Origin of the sequence: Gimesia chilikensis (assembly GCF_007744075.1) — a bacterium.
Classification (GTDB): Bacteria; Planctomycetota; Planctomycetia; order Planctomycetales; family Planctomycetaceae; genus Gimesia; species Gimesia chilikensis_A.
This window is the reverse complement of sequence record NZ_CP036266.1, coordinates 7,742,035-7,760,114: the sequence shown is the minus strand read 5'-3', so window position 1 is coordinate 7,760,114 and position 18,080 is coordinate 7,742,035. Positions and strand designations below refer to the sequence as shown.

The window sequence follows — 18,080 nt, the reverse complement described above, 5'->3', positions numbered from 1 at the left end:
GCAGGCGTAATTGCCTGTGTTTGCCCCAAATTCGCTATTTGGAAGGGGTTGAGATAGGGATTGCCTCATTTTCAGCGATCTTACATAATACAGGCGAGCTGATGAGGATTGTCAAATTCCAGTCCCTTAACTATTTACGCCAAGACTGGCAATCTTTCAGTCACAGGTCCGTATTTGAATATACATCTGGAAGTTCCACTCATTGAAAGAGCGTTAATATGCCCATTTATCAAGATAACTCTGAAACAATCGGTCGGACCCCTCTGGTTAAGATCAACCATTTGACGGAAGGGTTGAAGGCGACAGTCCTGGCCAAAGTCGAAGGTCGAAATCCGGCGTACAGCGTTAAGTGTCGCATTGGTGCGAACATGATCTGGGATGCGGAAAAGAGCGGGAAACTGAAGCCTGGAATGCAGGTGGTGGAGCCGACCAGCGGTAACACCGGCATTGCACTTTCTTTCGTCTGTGCAGCTCGCGGGTACAAGTTAACCCTGACCATGCCTGATTCGATGTCCGTAGAACGACGTCTGATGTTGAAAGGCTTCGGTGCCAACCTGGTACTGACACCCGGGGCTGACGGGATGAAAGGCGCGATCCAGAAAGCAGAAGAGCTGGCTGCCAGCCCGGAATTCTTCATGCCACAACAGTTCGAAAACCCGGCAAATCCGGAAATTCACTTCAAAACCACAGGTCCCGAAATTCTCAAGGATACCGAGGGCAAAGTCGATTACATTGTCGCTGGGGTGGGGACCGGTGGAACAATCACGGGTATTTCACGGTTTCTGAAGACGGATCAGGGGCTCGATGTGAAATCGGTGGCAGTCGAGCCGACGAGCAGTCCGGTTCTGTCTGGCGGTGAGCCTGGAAAACATAAGATTCAGGGGATCGGAGCCGGGTTTATTCCCGGTAACTGCGATACCTCATTGATCGATGAAGTGATCCAGGTTACCGACGATGAAGCCTTCGAAATGGCTGGTCTGATCGCCAAAAAAGAAGGGATCACCTGCGGCATCAGTTGTGGTGCAGCGATGCATGCTGCCCTGGAGATTGCCAAACGCCCCGAAGCAGAAGGTAAAACCATTGTTGTGATTCTGCCCGATTCGGGTGAGCGTTACCTGTCGACGCCCTTATTTGATGAGGCGCGTTAATCTACGGGCCAGGTGGCAAGTGGTTGTCAGACCATGGGTTCGCGGATCCCTCAGGTTACGTGAACCCTGTACAGATCAATTCGTGCGCAGTTGGAGTGCCTGTTGAGTGGCAGCCAGCGGTTCAGGTCTGTATTCTTCACTAATCCTGCAGCAGCCAGAACCTGAGTCAGTATCTGGTGTCTAGCGGACAGAACCTGCAGTTTCGGGTCATCGTGCGGGACCTTTTACATCGACAAATCATGATATTGGATGGTTAGCTATGCGTTTTGAAACAAAGTGTGTTCATACCGGAGTCGACAAGGACAGCACCTTTAACAGCTGTACAACTCCGATCTATACTTCCTCGACTTTCTACTGGGACAGCCTGGAGAGTCACAAAGGATTCGATTACACACGTAGCGGAAACCCGACGCGAAGTGCGATGGAAGAGAACATCGCCGCACTGGAGGGGGGCGTCAGCTGTCGCGCTACTGCCACCGGTATGGCTGCCATCACGCTGGCCCTGCATCTGTTTAAACCCGGCGATCACATCATCGCCGGCGATGACATTTATGGTGGAACCTACCGCCTGTTCGCAGACGTCTTCACCAAATGGGGAATTAAATTCTCCTTCGTCAAGATGGGTGACATTGAAAACGTCCGTGCAGCCATCACTCCGGAAACCAAGGCGATCTGGATCGAGACCCCCAGCAATCCGCTGTTGAATCTGGTCGACATCCAGGCTGTGACGAAAGTAGCAGCCGAGACAGGTTCGGGAATCATTACGATCGCAGATAATACTTTCTGCTCTCCTTATCTGCAGCGGCCCATTGAATACGGTGTCGACATTGTTCTGCACTCGACGACGAAGTATTTGAACGGCCATTCCGATGTGGTGGGAGGCTGTGTGATTTCGCGGACTGACGAGCTGGCTGAGCGGGTCGCTTATATTTCCAATGCACTGGGACTGGGATGTTCTCCCTTTGATGCCTGGCTGGTGTTACGCGGGGTCAAGACCCTGGGAGCACGTATGGAGGCGCATCAGCGGGGAGCGATGGCTCTGGCACAGATGCTGGAGGCACATCCCAAAGTGGAACGCGTCTATTATCCGGGACTGGAATCGCACCCCCATCATGAGCTGGCGAAACGTCAGCAGAGCGGCTTTGGCGGGATGCTGAGTTTCGATGTTAAAGACGGGCGTCCGGTTGCCGAAAAAGTGATGCTGAACTCCAAGCTGTTTCTGCTGGCCGAATCACTGGGTGGCGTCGAGTCTCTCATTGAATACCCGGAGAGCATGAGCCACGCATCCATGACTGAAGCGGCACGCCGTGAGGCGGGGATCACTGAAAAGACCGTTCGTGTATCTGTAGGGATTGAAAACCCGGATGATCTGGTGGCAGATTTGAAGCAGGCTTTGGACAGCTGATAATCACTCATTCCTGCTCGAACTGGAATCAGGCTGCAGACTTCTCTGCGCCCGTGTGAGAGTCTGCATTTTCTTAGAGAAGTGTATCGACAGCGCGTGTCATGCGCGTTTCTGATATGATATGATGACCTGCTGAATTCTGATGGTCATTCAGCAGACACTCTACTTCGAACCTGTATCAGTACGCTGTTTTCCGAGAGAGCTGCCCGTCCGCCAAATACCCATCCTGGAAACCAAGAAGGCCGAGGTTATGAGTATTGATCCCTATGATCCCTGTCCCTGCAACAGCGGGAAAAAATATAAGTTTTGCTGTCACTCGATTGGAGACGAGGTCAGCAAAATATCGCATCTGCATGAGACTCATCAGACGGCGACAGCATTGCAACTTCTGGATCGACTGAAAAAGAAATATCCCGAACAACCTTTGAGCTACATTACTGAAGCTCAGATCCTGATGGCTGAGCGGCGTTTTGAAGACGCACTGGTTCCACTGAATGAATGCCTGGAGCGAGAACCGGATCATCCCGCCGCCCATTCTCTGCTGGCGACTTCTTCGTTTCTGGCACATGGATATAAGCAGTCTCAGAAAACCATTTATACGGCGTTTCAGAAGTGTGCTGCCGTTGATGTCAGTCTGGCGACTCCCCTGGCGATCAGTATTGCGATTGCCCTGCAGATGCGCGGCTATTACCTGGCGGCCCGGGAGCATTTTGCCCTGGCGATGAGGGTGGCCTCACAGGAATATCAGCAGAACCTGTTTATGAATCTGCTGGAGTTTGACGGGGATGATCAAATCCCGTATCAGTTCCGGGGAGTGCATGTCCTGGAACGCTGTCCCCTCGAAGAGAGCGAACAGCAGACCACTTTTGAGAAAGCACAGCGCCTGGCGAATCTCGGATGTTATCGTTCCGCTGCAGGTCTGTTTAAACAGCTGGCAGAAGCGACCGGGCTGGTCATCCTCTGGAAAAACGCAGCCTTCTGTTATGCCTGGGCGACAGATGAAGTCAAGGCCGCCGAGCTGTTTCGTCAGGCTGCGAAACTGGAATCGGAATTTGCTGAAGCTGTTGAGCTGGAAACACTGGCGCAGCTGCTGGATCTGAATAACACGGCTGAAGTTGTTAATTCGATCGAAAAGATTTACGAAGTCGAATCACTTGCGAAATTCCTGGGCCTGCTGGATCAGCACCCGCAAGTTTTAAGAGGGAATGTTCCACCCCCACAGGATCAGGAGGAGACGACTCCTGTCGCGTATTATCAAATTCTCAACACCGAACTTGATGCCGAATCCCGCGGCGAAGCGATCACTCTCGAAAATGTCCCCACGGTAATAGGTGATATTGATGTCTTTGATGCAGATCGCCAGCTGGGACATAAGGCGAACATTCGATTGTATGCCTACGAGGGTGATCAACTGACACAAGCGGAAGAAATTTTCGCAGACGCTCTCGGGAAAGACGGCAAAACTGAGTGTGGTCTGCAGGAGCAGGAGCCGGAAAGTGAAGATACGGGAACTCCGCTATCACCTGTGCCTACTGAGCAGTGGCCTCTCTTTTTCCGCTGGAGCTTCCCTCAGAAAATGCCCATTCTCAAACGACGGGAACTGGAAGCGGAGCAGTGGAAAGTGCTGCTTTCCAAGACGTGGCCGGAAACTCCCCTGGCAGGACTGGACGGGAAAACGCCTGTTGAAGCGGCGAAGGACGAGAGTCTCAAAGTTTCATTGACCGCGGCCGTGTATGTTCTGGACGCACAGACGCTTTCGCTGGGCCATTTCCTGGACTTCACAGAGCTGTCTCCCGCGCTGGAAGTTTCCGAGCTGCCTGCGCTGGAGATTGACGAGTCGTCCCAATTCAATACCTGTTCCTCAATGACACAGAACCGGATTCCGGTTAAGGAATTGAGCGATCGGCAATTGATGTATATCTTCAATCGGGCTTTATTGATTCGGCATCCCCGTTTTCTGTATGACGTGTTGATCGAAGTTCTCAGCCGGGATGAATGCAAAAAAGAAGTCGACCTGGATCGCGTCTACACCACGCTGACAGAGATCTGTCATAAGAAGAATCAGCGTGAAGAGATGTTGTCCTGGATTCACAGAGGTCAGGAAAACGCGCAGGCGAGTCAGGCGTTTGAGAATGAACTCCAGTGGAAGATGCGTGAGTTGTCTTTCCGGCTGGAAGACACTTCGGATCCAGGGCTCTCTGATTTTATGAAAGAGATCTGGGACAAGTACGGGAAAAAGATGCCTCAGATCAGAGAATACCTGAAGGCATTCGCACAGGCCTTTGATCTGGATCTTCCCTGGATGAAAGAATCATCCCTGTTAGATACCGGAGACCTGGCAGGCAATGTTTCCAGCGAAGGGATCTGGGCACCTGGTGAAGAGACTCCCGAGGCGGATTCCGGTTCGGGGTCGAAGCTCTGGCTGCCGGGCCAATCGTAATCATCCGGAGTTGATTCTGCGGGGCAGGATCAACTCAATGCTGTCACCTGAAGAAAAGTGATTTAGGCCGTGGATCCGATCAGTCAGTTTTCCAGTCCTGAAGCTGTCATGCAGCGTGCCCTGGAGCTGGCCCACCTGGGGCAAGGTTTTGTAGAACCCAACCCCGCTGTGGGCTCGGTGATCGTAGATGATCGGCTACAGCTGCTGGGGGAAGGCTATCATCAAAAGTGTGGTGGTCCCCATGCCGAAATCCACGCGATTCGAATGGCAGAGGACAAGGCCAGGGGAGCGACTGTTTATGTGACCCTGGAACCCTGTTGCCATCAGGGAAAGACTGGCCCCTGTTCCCAGGCATTGATTCAGGCGGGTGTCAAAAAAGTTGTGATTGCGATGCGCGATCCTGCCCCGCATGTGGACGGTGGTGGAATCACTGATCTCAAAGCAGCCGGGATTGAAGTCGAAGTCGGACTTTTAGAAGAAGAAGCACAGCGACTGGTAAGGCCTTTTGTGAAGCGAGTAACACAGGGGTTGCCCTGGGTACATGCCAAATGGGCCATGACGCTCGACGGAAAAATTGCCAGCCGCACAGGGCATTCACAATGGATCTCCAACAGCAGGTCACGTGCAATCGTGCATGAGCTGCGGGGACGTATGGATGCAATTATGGTCGGTCATCAAACGGCACTGTCGGACGATCCCCTGCTGACTGCGCGACCTGCAGGAAAGCGAACACTCACGCGAATTGTTGTTGATTCTCAGGCGACGCTCTCCTGTGAGTCCAGGCTGGTTCGTACCATCTCTGAGGCTCCCGTGCTGGTGGTGGCTCATCCATCTGCGCCGGCGGAAAATATACAACGGCTGGAGCAGGCCGGTGTCGAAGTGTGTCTGATAGCAGGTGACGCTGATTCAACCCGCCCTGACCTCACATCATTCATGAGGGAGCTGGGGCGTAGAGAGATGACAAACGTACTGATCGAAGGGGGCGGAGGGGTGCTCGGCTCTGGTTTCGATGCAGGGATGATTGACGAGGTGCACGTCTTTCTCGCTCCGAAACTTGTTGGTGGAGCGGCGGCGATCACACCCATGGCAGGAATCGGCCTTGATCAGATTCCCTCTTTTGAAAACATCACAGAACTGGAAGTGCAGCAGTTGGAGTCCGATCTCTACTTGCACGGACGGGTGGTGTATCAGGCTTCAGAGTGTGATGGTTCTGTGGAACCAAAATCAGTTTAGCGAACGTGAGAGCGTATCCAGCAGGGTACGCAGTTCCGGACGCTGTCTGATCACGCCGACGAGAGCATATTTGCTCAGGTTGCTGCCATACATCTGGCGGTTCAAGGTGGGGCGTACTTCGTCTTTAAAGTAGCGGTCCTGGCGAAAGCGGATTGCGGCATAGCAGACCGCCATGGCGACCAGGCCCAGCCCCAGATCCAGGTACCAGCCATCCCAGCTTAAGTCCATTTGGCGATGGATGAGAACGCAGGCCCAGAACCAGGTCAGTAACGCGATCCAGACCGGACGGGCGACCAGGGCATTGAGCCGTTCGTTAGCATGTACCAAGTGCCCGTAGAATTCGGGGCTGGCCATCTCATCCAGTGGGCGCTCTTTCTGGAAATTTTCACAGACCAGTTCACCATGATTCCGTGAAACAATTACTGACTCTCCTTCCTCGGGTAGAAAGTCAGCCAAGTATTCCAATTCCTCAAAGGGTGTGCTCATTCCTTTTCCCTTATCTTAATTCTCACCGGTTAAAGTATCGCTTTGTTTATGAAGCTGAAACACACTGATGTGCATTAAGATTTCGTTTCAATTACAGGAAACTTCCAGCGCGTTGGTATGATTAGAAAGATCGAATCACATTTATTATTTTATCTAAATCATTCTCGACGACAATAGGTCCGTTCGAAAAAGGCGTTTTGTTTACGCCATGATTCATCAGTTTTTCATCCAGATGTTCATCAGTCGCAGAATGGTATGCTACGGTCGCGTTGGGATCTTTCAGCTGATGCCCGGTCAGAATGCAGACGACGCGATCGCCGGCGGCAATGACGCCTTCTTCTTTAAGGAGTCGGGCTCCAGCGACGCTTGCTGCACTGGCAGGTTCGCAGCCGAGACCACCAGCGCCGACTTGAGCTTTGGCATCCAGTATCTCCTGATCACTGACTTCACGCACGATACCGTCACAGACATCGAGGGCACGGAGTGATTTAGAGAAATTGACGGGACGATTGATTTCGATCGCACTGGCCAGAGTGGAAGCCCGGCGATCTTCCTGATCCATCTTCGTGAAGAAATCGGAAGAGCGATCGCGGTCGTAACGGCCACCGTTCCAGCGGAGCCCCTCTTTTTCATAGAGCTGATACAGAGTGTTGGCGCCCTGGGCATTGATGATCGCCAGACGCGGAATCCGATCGATCAGGCCGAGTGCCTTGAGTTCCATGAACGCTTTGCCGAATGCGCTGGAGTTCCCCAGGTTTCCGCCGGGAACAACGATCCAGTCCGGCACCTGCCAGTCGAGTCCTTCCAAGACACGATACATGATCGATTTCTGACCTTCGAGACGGAAGGGATTGACGCTGTTGCAGAGGTAGATGCCTTCGGTCTGACAGACTTCACGCACGCGTGCGAGAGCATCGTCGAAGTCTCCCTGGATCTGAATGGTCTTCGCACCATAATCCAGTGCCTGTGACAGTTTGCCAAAGGCGATTTTTCCACTTCCGACGAAAACGACGACTTTGAACTTCTGTGCGACACTGGCATAGACGGCCAGTGAGGCGCTGGTGTTTCCGGTAGAAGCACAGGCGGCGACTTTTGCGCCTACCATAGTCGCATGGGTAGACGCGGCTGTCATCCCGTTATCTTTAAAGCTTCCGGAAGGGTTCAGTCCTTCGTATTGCAGGAACAGGCCATCATCGTTGACACCAACATAGCGAGCGACAGGCTGCGAGGTCTTGAGCATCGTCTGGCCTTCGCCGATTGTGACGATCTGTTCGTCGCTGGCAAAGGGGAGCAGTTCGCGGAATCGCCAGACACCACTGAAATCGAGTGGCCGATTGCGATGACTCCAGCGTTTTTCGAAATCACGTAATGACTGAGGCAGCGGCACCTGGTCCCACTGATAAGTGACATCAAGCAGCTCGCCACATTTGGGGCAACCGGTTAATACTTCATCCAGAGAATAGGTGGCCTCACAATCAGGTGAAATACACTTCTGGAATGCAAGTTCAGTCGATACAGTGGAAATCGTAATTTCTCCTCAGTCTCAGATTAAAAATAAGAAATGCCTGATTTGTTGCAATTTAGATCGGGGAATCTCAAAACCGGCGTTTATTGTCCAGACCACTACGAGGATACGCAACAGAAAGCACCGGCAAACAGAGGGTTTTTCCCGGAAGTTCGTTCAGTTTGAGGGATGCTGCTGCGGATCTCTTCTTGAAATAATATTTCTAAGGTCTTACATTGATTTGGGTAACGGCAAATATGTTCCGTATCTACCACTCGCTTACTCTGAATCAGCAGGCAATGAGACGATGTTCGATCTTTCCCGGGTACAAGCTGCGCTGGACCAGTTTCAGCTGGACGGCTGGCTATTTTACGATTTTCGTGGCAGTAACGTGCTGGCCCTGCGGATCCTGGATATTCCTGAAGCAGCCATCGGCTCTCGTCGCTTTTTTTACTTTGTTCCCCGAGTGGGGACACCCCTGAAACTGGTCCACCGGATTGAATCGGGAGCACTCGATCATCTGCCGGGAGACAAGGTTGTTTACCTCAAGTGGCAGGAGCTGGAAGCGGGCCTTGCGTCGATTCTGAAAGGAGCCAGTCAGGTTGCGATGGAGTATTCACCGCGCAATGCCAATCCTTACATTTCCCGCGTGGATGCTGGAACGGTGGAACTCGTGCGCGAATCGGTCGACTCCATTGTGCCCTCTGGAGATCTGGTGCAACTGTTTGAAGCGGTCTGGGATCAGGAGCAATGGGAACTGCATCAGCGTGCAGGCGTTAGTACCGACAAAGCGTTTGAGGTTGCCTGGTCATTCATCGCCCGTCAGATTCGCGAGCAGGGGAGTGTCGAAGAGCAGGCCGTCTGTGATGTGATCATGGCACACTTTGAAGAGACGGGCCTGACGACTTATCACCCTCCGATTGTGGCGCGTGAAGCACACAGTGGAAATCCACATTATGAAACGGGTACCGGCACAGAAACGGCGATCCGCGAAGGGGATTTTGTACTGATTGACCTGTGGGCCAAGTGTGATGTCCCCCGCGGTGTTTACAGTGACATGACCCGGGTTGGCTTTGCAGGAACTGAAGTCCCGGAAGCGTACTCGAAGATCTTTCAGATCGTGGCGGAAGCACGTGATGCCGGCATTACCAGAGTGGAAGAAGCTTTTGCTTCCGGTAAGCCACTTCAAGGTTGGGAAGTGGATCAGGCCTGTCGCGATGTCATCGAAGCAGCGGGGTATGGCGAGTACTTCGTGCACCGCACTGGGCACAGCATTGGACAGGAGACCCACGGGAATGGTGCCAACATGGACAACCTGGAAACCCATGAGGAACGGCTCATCCTGCCTCAGACCTGCTTTTCGATCGAGCCGGGAATCTACCTACCCGAGTTCGGGGTACGCAGTGAGATCAATGTCTTTGTAGATGAAGCCTGCAAAGTCCATGTTACAGCCGGGGATCGCCAGACAGAGATTCTTCCGATACTGAAGGAATACTGAGTCAGACGCTCCGGAAGATTAGAGTTACTCCTGGTCAATGCGAAGCATTTCATCCAGAATGACAGGGTGCCAGAGATCGTCGCGCTGCGATACTTCGGTGTAGTTCTTTCGTGCCCAGGTGCGCAGCTTAATCTCCTCAATCGCATCGACTGATAACTGATCTGTCTGATGTGCTGAAAAAGGAATGGTAGCTGAATTACCCAACGGTCTTCTCCTCACTACAAATGGTTTGAGAATGAAACTCGGCGAACCAGCTTCCTGCAGCCGCACGACCCGATTTGTTAAAGAACGTACCTGAAAATCTCTCACGGAAAAGGGGCGCCTGTGGTGGTTTCCCCAAGCATGTGAGAGAGAAAAGATCAGGCTCCAGTGAAAAGTTACTCCTGACAAGAATCACTGGAATGGACAAATATTGTAGTCTTTTTGTCTGGAATGCAAGCCGAAATTCACTCAACTGAAGCTCATCTGACGCAAGGCATGGCTTTACCTGAGGTTAGGATTTCACTGCATCTGGAATGAAATTCCTATTCTGCGGCCTGGGTCGATTATTTCTCCAGAGAGATGTCGACGGTTGTTCCCATAGGCAGTTCTGGCCAGAGTGGACCTGCCGGCTCGACATGTACCAGAATCAGACTTTCGCTGGATCCCGTTTTGCGGACGGCCTGCTCTGAGATTTTCCGAACAACGCCCTTCCCCTTGAGATCTCCCGAGAAGAGAATTTTGACCTGAGTCCCTTCTTCAAACAGGCTGATCTTGCGAGAGGGGACTTCAACCAGCAGATAGGGATGGTCCTTATCGAACAGTTCTACGATAGGAGCCCCCTTCTGGATGGTATCGCCGACTTCTTTTTCAAGCATGCCGACGGTGCCGTAGCGACCAGCTCTGAGCTGCAGGTCTTCGCGTTGAGTTTCGAGTTGTTTCAACTCGTTTTTCACCTGTTCGAGTCGATTCTTGATTACTTCGACTCCCATCGCCAGGCGAATCTGCTGAGGAAGTTTTCTTTGCAGGGCTTTCAATTCGGCCATCTGTTCTTCACAGAGTTTGACGCGCGCTGCAAACACTTCGGCCGAGTTACGAGCAGATTCCTGTCGCAGCATGGCGGTGATCCGATTCTCATCAGGAAGACGGCTTTCATAAACCAGTGAGCGAAATACTTCTTCGTTCGAGCCACTACTGGAGATCGAATCGTAATCCTGCAGGAAGTCCTGCCAGGCCAGATTGGTAATCTGATGAATGTACTGCTCTTTGAGGTACTGAGATGATTTGAGTTTGGCCTGGAAGACTTCGGACTCGATTTCTTTATTGCGTAACGCCAGTTCAACTTCAGTTTTTGCCTTGGACTGTTCCAGCTCTGCTTCCAGAGCCGCTAACTGCTGTTGTTTGACCTGCCAGGTTTTTTCAAGCGAGCGATCAAAGAGAGTTACGACAACATCTTCACTGTCTACCGTCTGTCCTTCTGTGACATGCATTTTCTGGATCACCGCATCGGTTCGCGCAGTGACGATCGTTTTCGGTGCCTGAAGCGAGCCGACGTAACTGTCAACTCGGAGTCCTCTGACCCATTGAGCGCAACTGACGCCCCCGACCAGTGCAATCATTAATATGACCAGCGCCCGGAAACCGAGCGAGGAGTGATGTTCGTTCAGATGGTGCTGCACCTGATAGTCATCGATAGTTTCAGCAGGCATTTCTGGCTGTCCTGTCAATCATCCAGAGTCAAACAGTTTTCCTTTGCGTACAGAGCACGCCATTAATCGAATCGGAATCCGGAAGATCAGAATTTACCTCAAAACCGTCAAATTCCACACTGCAAGGCTGATGGGTGTTAAACTTTAACGTTTACGAAGACTTCCTGCGGGATGTGCTTAGGTTATCTCTAATGTGAGTGTACGCATTGTCACATTTTTCTTGAGGGGGAGCCGGGATTGGGGCGATCGTTCGGGAGCGCAGGCCACCTCGAATAAGAGGCTCTATTCTGGACCGGAGCCTCAGCAGTCGCTTTTCTGAAATCCTTTGGTTAGGATGAAATCGAGTCTACTTTGAAGTGATTTACAGAGATGAACAGATCATCTTTTTTTAAGACGCTTACCGCTACAGACATAGAAAGTGAAATGAATTTATGAAGCCGATCGTACAGATTTCACTGGATCTCACCAATATTGAAGAGGCGCTCGAAACGGCAGCGATGGCGATGCGGGCAGGAGTGGACTGGCTGGAAGCCGGCACTCCTCTGATTCTGGCAGAGGGTTTGAACTGTGTCAGAGAGTTGCGGAAAGCGTTTCCGGAAACTCCGATCGTGGCGGATCTCAAGACCATGGACGGTGGTTACCTGGAAGCGGAAATGATGGCCAAGGCAGGTGCGACGCACGTTGTTGTGATGTCACGGGCACATGAAGAAACGATTCACTGCGTGGTCAAAGCGGGGAAAGATCACGGCGTCGAAGTCATGGGAGATAATCTTGCAGATGACATGGTTTCCGCCGCAAAAAAACTGGAGGACCTGGGATGCGACTATGTGATTCATCACGTTGGCTATGATGAACGTCGGGGAATCGCTGCCCGTGGCGAGCGGATGCCCAGTCCCCTGGATCAATTAAAAGAAGTCGTCGAAGCTGTCAGCATTCCCGTGCAGGCTGTGGGTGGGCTTTCGCTCGAACAGGCCATTCGCACTCCCGAATATGGGGCGCCGCTGGTCGTACTGGGAGCACCGCTGACCATTGATGCCGATTCCTTTAAGACCGCCAGTGGAGATCTGGAAGATTCGCTACGGTTGATTTGTGAAAAAGTACACGCTTACGGTGATGTTGCGATTGGAGGTCAGAAATGAGCCAGGTGGAATCAATGCAGACGGCAGTCGTGAATTATGCTCCCGAGGCAGACTCGGTCGAATTACAGGAGATTCCGGTTCCCGAGATTGGACCGGATGAGGTGCTTTTAGAAGTGGCTGCCGTGGGGGTCTGTGGCAGTGACCTGCATCAATGGACGGCAGACCATAGTTGGCCGGTCAACTATCCCGTTGTGCTGGGGCATGAATTTGCTGGTACTATTTCCAGAACGGGTGAACTGGTTCGTAACTGGTCAATCGGAGATCGCGTCGTCAGCGAAACGGCAGCCATCATCGATCCCGACAACCCGCTCTCCCGCGAGGGACGCTACAATCTGGACCCGACTCGAAAAGGCTTCGGCTACGGTGTGAATGGCGCCATGACCAGTTTCGTCCGGGTGCCGGCGCGCTGTCTGCATCATGTGCCTGACAGTCTGCCTCTGGAAAAAGCGGCTCTCACGGAACCCTGCTGCGTGGCCTTTAACGCAGTCGTCATGAATGGCGATATTCAACCGGGGGATCGGGTCGTTGTATTTGGGCCGGGGCCCATTGGTTTGCTGTGTGCTGCGATGGCTCGCCTGCAGGGAGCGGAAGTTGCTGTGGTCGGTCTGGAGCGGGATCAGGGCCGTCTGGAAATCGCTGCTCGCGAGTATGGCTGTGAACCGATCATTGCCGGTCTGGATGAGTGGAGCGTGGCGGTAGATGGTCTTGGCGTGAATGGTGTAGTCGATGCTGCCGGCGTGTCAGTGACATTGAAGAAGTCACTGGAGATCGTTCGTCCTGGGGGCTGGATCAGTAAGGTGGGCTGGGGGCCTCAACCTCTGGGCTTCTCGCTGGATCCCCTCGTACAGAAGAATATTCGCCTGCAAGGTAGTTTCAGTCATAACTGGCCGATCTGGGAGCGGGTGATTCGTTTATTGACGACCGGGCAATTGAACATCGATCCGATTATCGGTGGTACCTGGTCTCTGAGTGACTGGCATACTGCTTTCGAGACAATGCACTCTGGTGAGATCGTCAAAGCGGTTCTCACGCCCTGATGTTGATCGCCCTGCTTATGTAAAACACTTCCTGCAACGTTGAATATCAAACTGGAACCTTCGATGCCCAAACTAGCCGCGTTTCCTAAAGCCTTTATGGATGATTTGTGCCTGTCCGGTGAAATGACACTCCAGCAGTGGATCGAACTGGCAGCGACACTCGATATTGATGGACTTGAATTCTATGCCGGCTTCCTGGAGATGAAAGATCAGAATTTCTGGCCGGAAGCCAAAAAGATGGCAACGGATCAGGGACTGGAAATTCCCATGATGTGCTGCTCGCCGGACTTCACTCATCCTGATGAAGCATTTCGTAAAGAGCAGATCGAGCATGAAAAATTCTGGATGGAAATGACGGCTGCTTTGGGTGGAAAATATTGTCGAGTCCTATCCGGGCAGAGACGCCCCGAAGTCTCCCGGGAAGAGGGCATTCAGTATACGGTCTCTTCGATCGAAGCCTGCCTGCCGCTGGCAGAGCAGCTTGGGCTCACCCTGATCATTGAGAATCACTACAAAGACAATTACTGGGACTATCCGGAATTTGCTCAGATGGCAGATGTCTTCTGCGATCTGGTGTCCCGGATTGATTCTCCCCACTTCGGGGTCAACTACGATCCGAGTAATACGATTCTGGCGGGAGAGGATCCACTGGAACTGCTGGCACGGATCAAGGAGCGGGTCGTCACGATGCACGCCAGCGATCGTTATCTGACTGAAGGGACCATTGAGGATCTGCGCAAAGAAGAAAACAGCCTGGGATATGCCAGTCGTCTCAGCCACGGTGTGATCGGCAAGGGGCTGAATGATTACGACGAGATCTTCTCACAATTAAAAGAAGTTGGATTCGACAGCTGGATCAGCATCGAAGATGGCGTCAACGGGATGGAAGAACTCCAGGAAAGTGTGGCATTTCTGCGGGCCAAAATGGCTCAATATTGGGGATAATACCCGGTTTATTAATAATTGGCGAAGATTTGGGGGGAATAGAGAGGCAAACGGCTGTTGCACATACGTCCAATTTGGGGTATGGTGTATACATCTGACACGAGATGCGTCATGCGCTGTGTTAATACGTCTATATTTATTACACATTTTTGTGTCACTCCCTCCTGTGCGTGAAGTACAATTGATCATTCAGTAATTGTCACACGTACTTAGCAGGCACCTTCCTCATCAACAGAACCGATACGCCATGCTGGTTACAACTCAGAAAACAACTTTACTGGTATTACTTCTTACAGGGACACTGTGCTTCAGTGGCTGCGGCAGTTCCAATTCGCCTGAGCAGCGGCGCGTGAGCTCCAATCCATTTGCGCCTTCAAATAATAAGAGTACTTCTTCTTCAAGTACTCGGTCCGTACAACCGTCGCCTCCAAGATCGACATCGAGTAACGCGTTGTCGAGCGATAAGAGAAATGGGACGCAGGTAACAAGCTCAAAGTCAGAAACAAAAACGATGCAACCGGGAGCGCAGTCAACCGCTTCCGGAACGGGCTCTTCCCAGGTTGATCTCATCGCAGAGACGAGTAAGTACACACTCGATGCACAGAATCCAGGAGTCGCTGTGATCGTGCGCGGCATTAGTGATAACATGCCCGAAGCGATGCCCTTGATTATACAAACGCTTGCTCCGGTTGTGGGAAATCAGCAGCCCGGGAGTGCGAAACCAATTCAGCTCGAACAACACCTGATTAATAATCAACTGGTTTTGATTATGCGGCCAGCTCCTGCAGATCTGTTTGCATTTGCTCAGAAGTTGAAATGTGGGGCGATCAAAGAGATCGACATTCAAAAACGAATCATCACTGTCGACACAGAATTACCTCAACTGAAGGTACTCGCCCAGAACGTCCAGGCCGGAAACACTGGAATGAATTCAGATTTCAAAGTCTCTGCGAATTCTGAGTCGCTGAAAAATATGCAAGCCAACGGGAATGTACCGACCATTGGCAACGTGCCTGAGAAAACTGTTATTCCCAAAAGTGATATCGGCACGGATCGCGATTTAAAACCCAGGCCGGGCGAAGAGACAATCGACTGGGCTCTGCGGGTGATTGCGGGAACCAGCTCATTCGCCCATGATACCGCCTGTAAGAAACTGGCTAAAATGGATCCTGATCCCCAGGACCTGCAGCGAGTGTCGTCAATTCTCGCCGCCACGCTGCCTCTGGCCAAGGAAGGTTTCCGGATGCCCGAGCATGTGAATGCGATGGCGGTCTGGTACACCGATGGCGCCACACGCGAATTCTCTGAGCTGCTGGACAAAGAAAAAGATTTTCTGGTCCGTGAGAAAATTATCAGACTGTTGCCGAACATTCATTCGCAGACCATGGCTGAAGTCCTTGTGGGCCGACTGTCCGACCGGGAAGACCGGAGGGATGCTCGGAGAGCCCTGCAGATTATGGGGGAAATCGCTGAAAAGCCGGTGCTTCAACTGTTGAATGATCCCGATTCTTCACTGCGCATTGAGGCCTGTAATATCCTACAGTCGATTGGAACTGCAGAAGCAATTGCTGCTTTGCAGGAGCGTGTAGAAACCGAAGAGAATGATGTGGTGAAAGAGCAGTTGCTGCGTGCCCAGGCTAAGATCGAAAAGAAATTAGCCGGTAAGTAATCCGCCTTTTCTAGAGGTCTTTAATACCCGGCAGCAGCGCCGTGTTTTCGTGGGTCACTGTGTCCGCGCAGGCCATCAGGTTGACGGGAAACGGCCTGTGAGGCGGCCAGACCGGAACTCTTTTTCGTTGAGTGTCCAAACCGTTTAAGCTTTTCACCCGCCTGACCAAACAGCTCAGGTTCCAGAAGGAGATCTTCCGGAACCCATTGATGGTGGATGCGCGGCGCATCAACGGCTTGAGTCGGCGTCATGCCGAACACGATCATGTTCAACAGCACTTGCAGTGTGCTGGAGATGATGCGCGGGCCACCGGAGGCACCAGCGGAAAAGACCGCTTTTCCATCTTTGACGGCGATCGTGGGGGACATGCTCGAAAGCGGTTTCTTGCCGGGTTCGATTTCGTTCGCTTTTCCCTGAATCAAACCAAAGGCATTCGGTTTGCCGGAGATGGCAGCGAAGTCGTCCATCTCATTGTTCATGACGATTCCGTATTTGGGAATGACGACATAACTGCCGAAAGTCAGGTTGATCGTTTCCGTGCAGGCGACTGCATTTCCCTGGGCATCCATCACTGAGAAATGGCTGGTTCCTCCATCCTGAGGAGGAACGTAGCGGCCGTAATCCTTCATGGATTTTGTCTGCTGCGGATCAATACGACGAGCCAGTTCGCTGGCATAAGTGCCACTGGTCAGCCGATCGATGGGGACGGGGACAAAGTCGGCATCACCCAGGTACTCTGCTCGGTCGGCAAAAGCATGTTTCATGACTTCCGTCAGCAGATGAATTTCCTCCGGGGAGTGATACTTCAGTTTCCCGAAGGGATGTTTTAGTGTCTGTTGTTCGAGTGCTTTGATCATATTGAAGGATTCGATGATGGCGATCCCTCCGCTCGACGGAGGGGGCATCGTCAGAATCTGATAGCCATCGAAGTTGGTCGACAGTGGTTTGCGAATGATGGGCTCTGTTGTCTTCAGGTCTTCCAAAGTCAGGATCCCGCCGGCCGATTTACCGCAGGCGGCAACCATCGCTTCAGCGACAGCGCCTTGATAAAAGCCGTCACGCCCGTATTCGGAGATGAGTTCCAAAGTCTTCAATTGCGGACTGAAAAAACGGGCATCTTCTTTCCAGGGTTTGCCCTGATTCAGGTATTCATCGACCAGCGTCTTGAATTCATCCGGATTGAGGGTTCCGTTTTTGATGCGGGCCAGCATGCCTTTCTGGACAGAACGCATATGTTCGTTGATTGGAACCCCACGTCGGGCTAGTTGAATCGCGGGGAGCATTACTGTTTTCAGATCCAGAGTGCCGTATTCTTTGACAGCATAACTCAATCCGGCGACAGTGCAGGGGACTGCCACTGCCAGTGGTCCCTGGCGGCTGGCCAACTGACGCTGTTTGTCAGTACCCGGGAGCTTGGCGTACATATTGTGAGTGGCAGCCGCGGGGGCCCGTTCTCTGTAGTCGATCACGGTTGCCTGTTGATCTTTGGCATTCCAGATCACCATGAAACCGCCGCCCCCCAGACCGCAGCTGGCCGGGCGGAGAACTGTCAGAGCGAAGGATGTGGCCACAGCAGCGTCGACGACGTTGCCGCCTGCTTTGAGAATGGCGAGCCCGGCGGCACTCGCCAGGGGATGATCGGCGGCGACTACTGCCTGTTTATATACTTTTTCGTCGGTAGGGGCAGCAGGTTCCGCTGCGCGACCCGCTTGAGGGCTGAAGAGGATTAAACTGGAGATTAAGATGCACAACACGTTATTTAATAGTGGTTTACACTTAATAAGTTTCAACAGCATGTTCTGCCCTCGGGGTCAAATCTGGGATGCAAAAATGTGTCAATCAGGAGAGACAAACTTCTATTGCCGCTCGAAGTCTGTCAGAACTCTGA

The 18,080-nt window shown here is 52.3% G+C and carries 14 protein-coding genes; 9 read left to right on the top strand and 5 right to left on the bottom strand.

Features of this window, described 5'->3' with window-relative positions:
* The first annotated feature begins 218 nt into the window (after positions 1 to 218).
* The 4 genes from cysK to ribD all read left to right on the top strand — a co-directional run bounded on the left by cysK (position 219) and on the right by ribD (position 6,226).
* The gene (cysK, locus tag HG66A1_RS29445; RefSeq protein ID WP_145192779.1) at positions 219 to 1,148 is read left to right on the top strand and encodes a cysteine synthase A; all 930 of its coding nucleotides are present in this window, start codon (positions 219 to 221) and stop codon (positions 1,146 to 1,148) included.
* Positions 1,149 to 1,407: 259 nt separating this feature from the next.
* Complete coding sequence (locus tag HG66A1_RS29440) at positions 1,408 to 2,553, top strand: trans-sulfuration enzyme family protein (protein ID WP_145045269.1); 1,146 nt, start codon at positions 1,408 to 1,410, stop codon at positions 2,551 to 2,553.
* A gap of 250 nt (positions 2,554 to 2,803) precedes the next feature.
* On the top strand, positions 2,804 to 4,993 hold the full coding sequence (locus tag HG66A1_RS29435) for an SEC-C domain-containing protein (RefSeq protein WP_197997204.1): 2,190 nt from the start codon (positions 2,804 to 2,806) through the stop codon (positions 4,991 to 4,993).
* A gap of 69 nt (positions 4,994 to 5,062) precedes the next feature.
* Entirely contained in the window at positions 5,063 to 6,226 is a 1,164-nt protein-coding gene (ribD, locus tag HG66A1_RS29430; RefSeq protein ID WP_145192774.1) for a bifunctional diaminohydroxyphosphoribosylaminopyrimidine deaminase/5-amino-6-(5-phosphoribosylamino)uracil reductase RibD, read from the top strand.
* Here the strand turns inward: ribD and HG66A1_RS29425 are convergent.
* Together HG66A1_RS29425 and thrC are read right to left on the bottom strand one after the other, a co-directional pair.
* Positions 6,218 to 6,712 carry a hypothetical protein gene (locus tag HG66A1_RS29425; RefSeq protein ID WP_145192772.1) on the bottom strand — a complete coding sequence of 165 codons (495 nt, stop codon included), beginning with the start codon at positions 6,710 to 6,712 and terminating at the stop codon, positions 6,218 to 6,220. The genes ribD and HG66A1_RS29425 overlap by 9 nt on opposite strands.
* A 121-nt stretch (positions 6,713 to 6,833) precedes the next feature.
* Entirely contained in the window at positions 6,834 to 8,243 is a 1,410-nt protein-coding gene (gene thrC, locus HG66A1_RS29420; RefSeq protein ID WP_145192770.1) for a threonine synthase, read from the bottom strand.
* A gap of 280 nt (positions 8,244 to 8,523) precedes the next feature.
* On the opposite strand from thrC, the gene HG66A1_RS29415 reads away from it, so the two are divergent.
* A complete protein-coding gene (locus HG66A1_RS29415) occupies positions 8,524 to 9,714 on the top strand; it encodes a M24 family metallopeptidase (protein ID WP_145192768.1) in 1,191 nt (396 codons plus the stop codon).
* 24 nt (positions 9,715 to 9,738) lie between these two features.
* Here the strand turns inward: HG66A1_RS29415 and HG66A1_RS29410 are convergent, their stop codons facing one another.
* Both HG66A1_RS29410 and HG66A1_RS29405 read right to left on the bottom strand, forming a co-directional pair.
* Complete coding sequence (locus tag HG66A1_RS29410; RefSeq protein WP_145192766.1) at positions 9,739 to 9,918, bottom strand: hypothetical protein; 180 nt, start codon at positions 9,916 to 9,918, stop codon at positions 9,739 to 9,741.
* A 341-nt stretch (positions 9,919 to 10,259) separates the two neighbouring features.
* Complete coding sequence (locus HG66A1_RS29405) at positions 10,260 to 11,402, bottom strand: HlyD family secretion protein (protein WP_145192764.1); 1,143 nt, start codon at positions 11,400 to 11,402, stop codon at positions 10,260 to 10,262.
* Between the two features lie 431 nt (positions 11,403 to 11,833).
* On the opposite strand from HG66A1_RS29405, the gene HG66A1_RS29400 reads away from it, so the two are divergent.
* From HG66A1_RS29400 to HG66A1_RS29385, 4 genes are all read left to right on the top strand, one after another.
* Positions 11,834 to 12,541 (top strand): orotidine 5'-phosphate decarboxylase / HUMPS family protein, encoded by a 708-nt coding sequence (locus tag HG66A1_RS29400; protein ID WP_145192762.1) that lies wholly within the window; start codon positions 11,834 to 11,836, stop codon positions 12,539 to 12,541.
* The gene (locus HG66A1_RS29395; RefSeq protein ID WP_197993713.1) at positions 12,538 to 13,578 is read left to right on the top strand and encodes a zinc-binding dehydrogenase; all 1,041 of its coding nucleotides are present in this window, start codon (positions 12,538 to 12,540) and stop codon (positions 13,576 to 13,578) included. Before HG66A1_RS29400 ends, HG66A1_RS29395 begins: the two co-directional genes overlap by 4 nt.
* 63 nt (positions 13,579 to 13,641) lie before the next feature.
* Positions 13,642 to 14,523 carry a sugar phosphate isomerase/epimerase family protein gene (locus HG66A1_RS29390; RefSeq protein ID WP_145192760.1) on the top strand — a complete coding sequence of 294 codons (882 nt, stop codon included), beginning with the start codon at positions 13,642 to 13,644 and terminating at the stop codon, positions 14,521 to 14,523.
* 511 nt (positions 14,524 to 15,034) lie between these two features.
* The gene (locus tag HG66A1_RS29385) at positions 15,035 to 16,192 is read left to right on the top strand and encodes a HEAT repeat domain-containing protein (RefSeq protein WP_197996862.1); all 1,158 of its coding nucleotides are present in this window, start codon (positions 15,035 to 15,037) and stop codon (positions 16,190 to 16,192) included.
* Between the two features lie 20 nt (positions 16,193 to 16,212).
* Here HG66A1_RS29385 and ggt read toward each other — a convergent pair whose 3' ends face one another.
* Positions 16,213 to 17,988, bottom strand: coding sequence for a gamma-glutamyltransferase (ggt, locus tag HG66A1_RS29380; RefSeq protein ID WP_145192755.1), 1,776 nt, complete (start codon positions 17,986 to 17,988; stop codon positions 16,213 to 16,215).
* Positions 17,989 to 18,080: the final 92 nt, after the last annotated feature.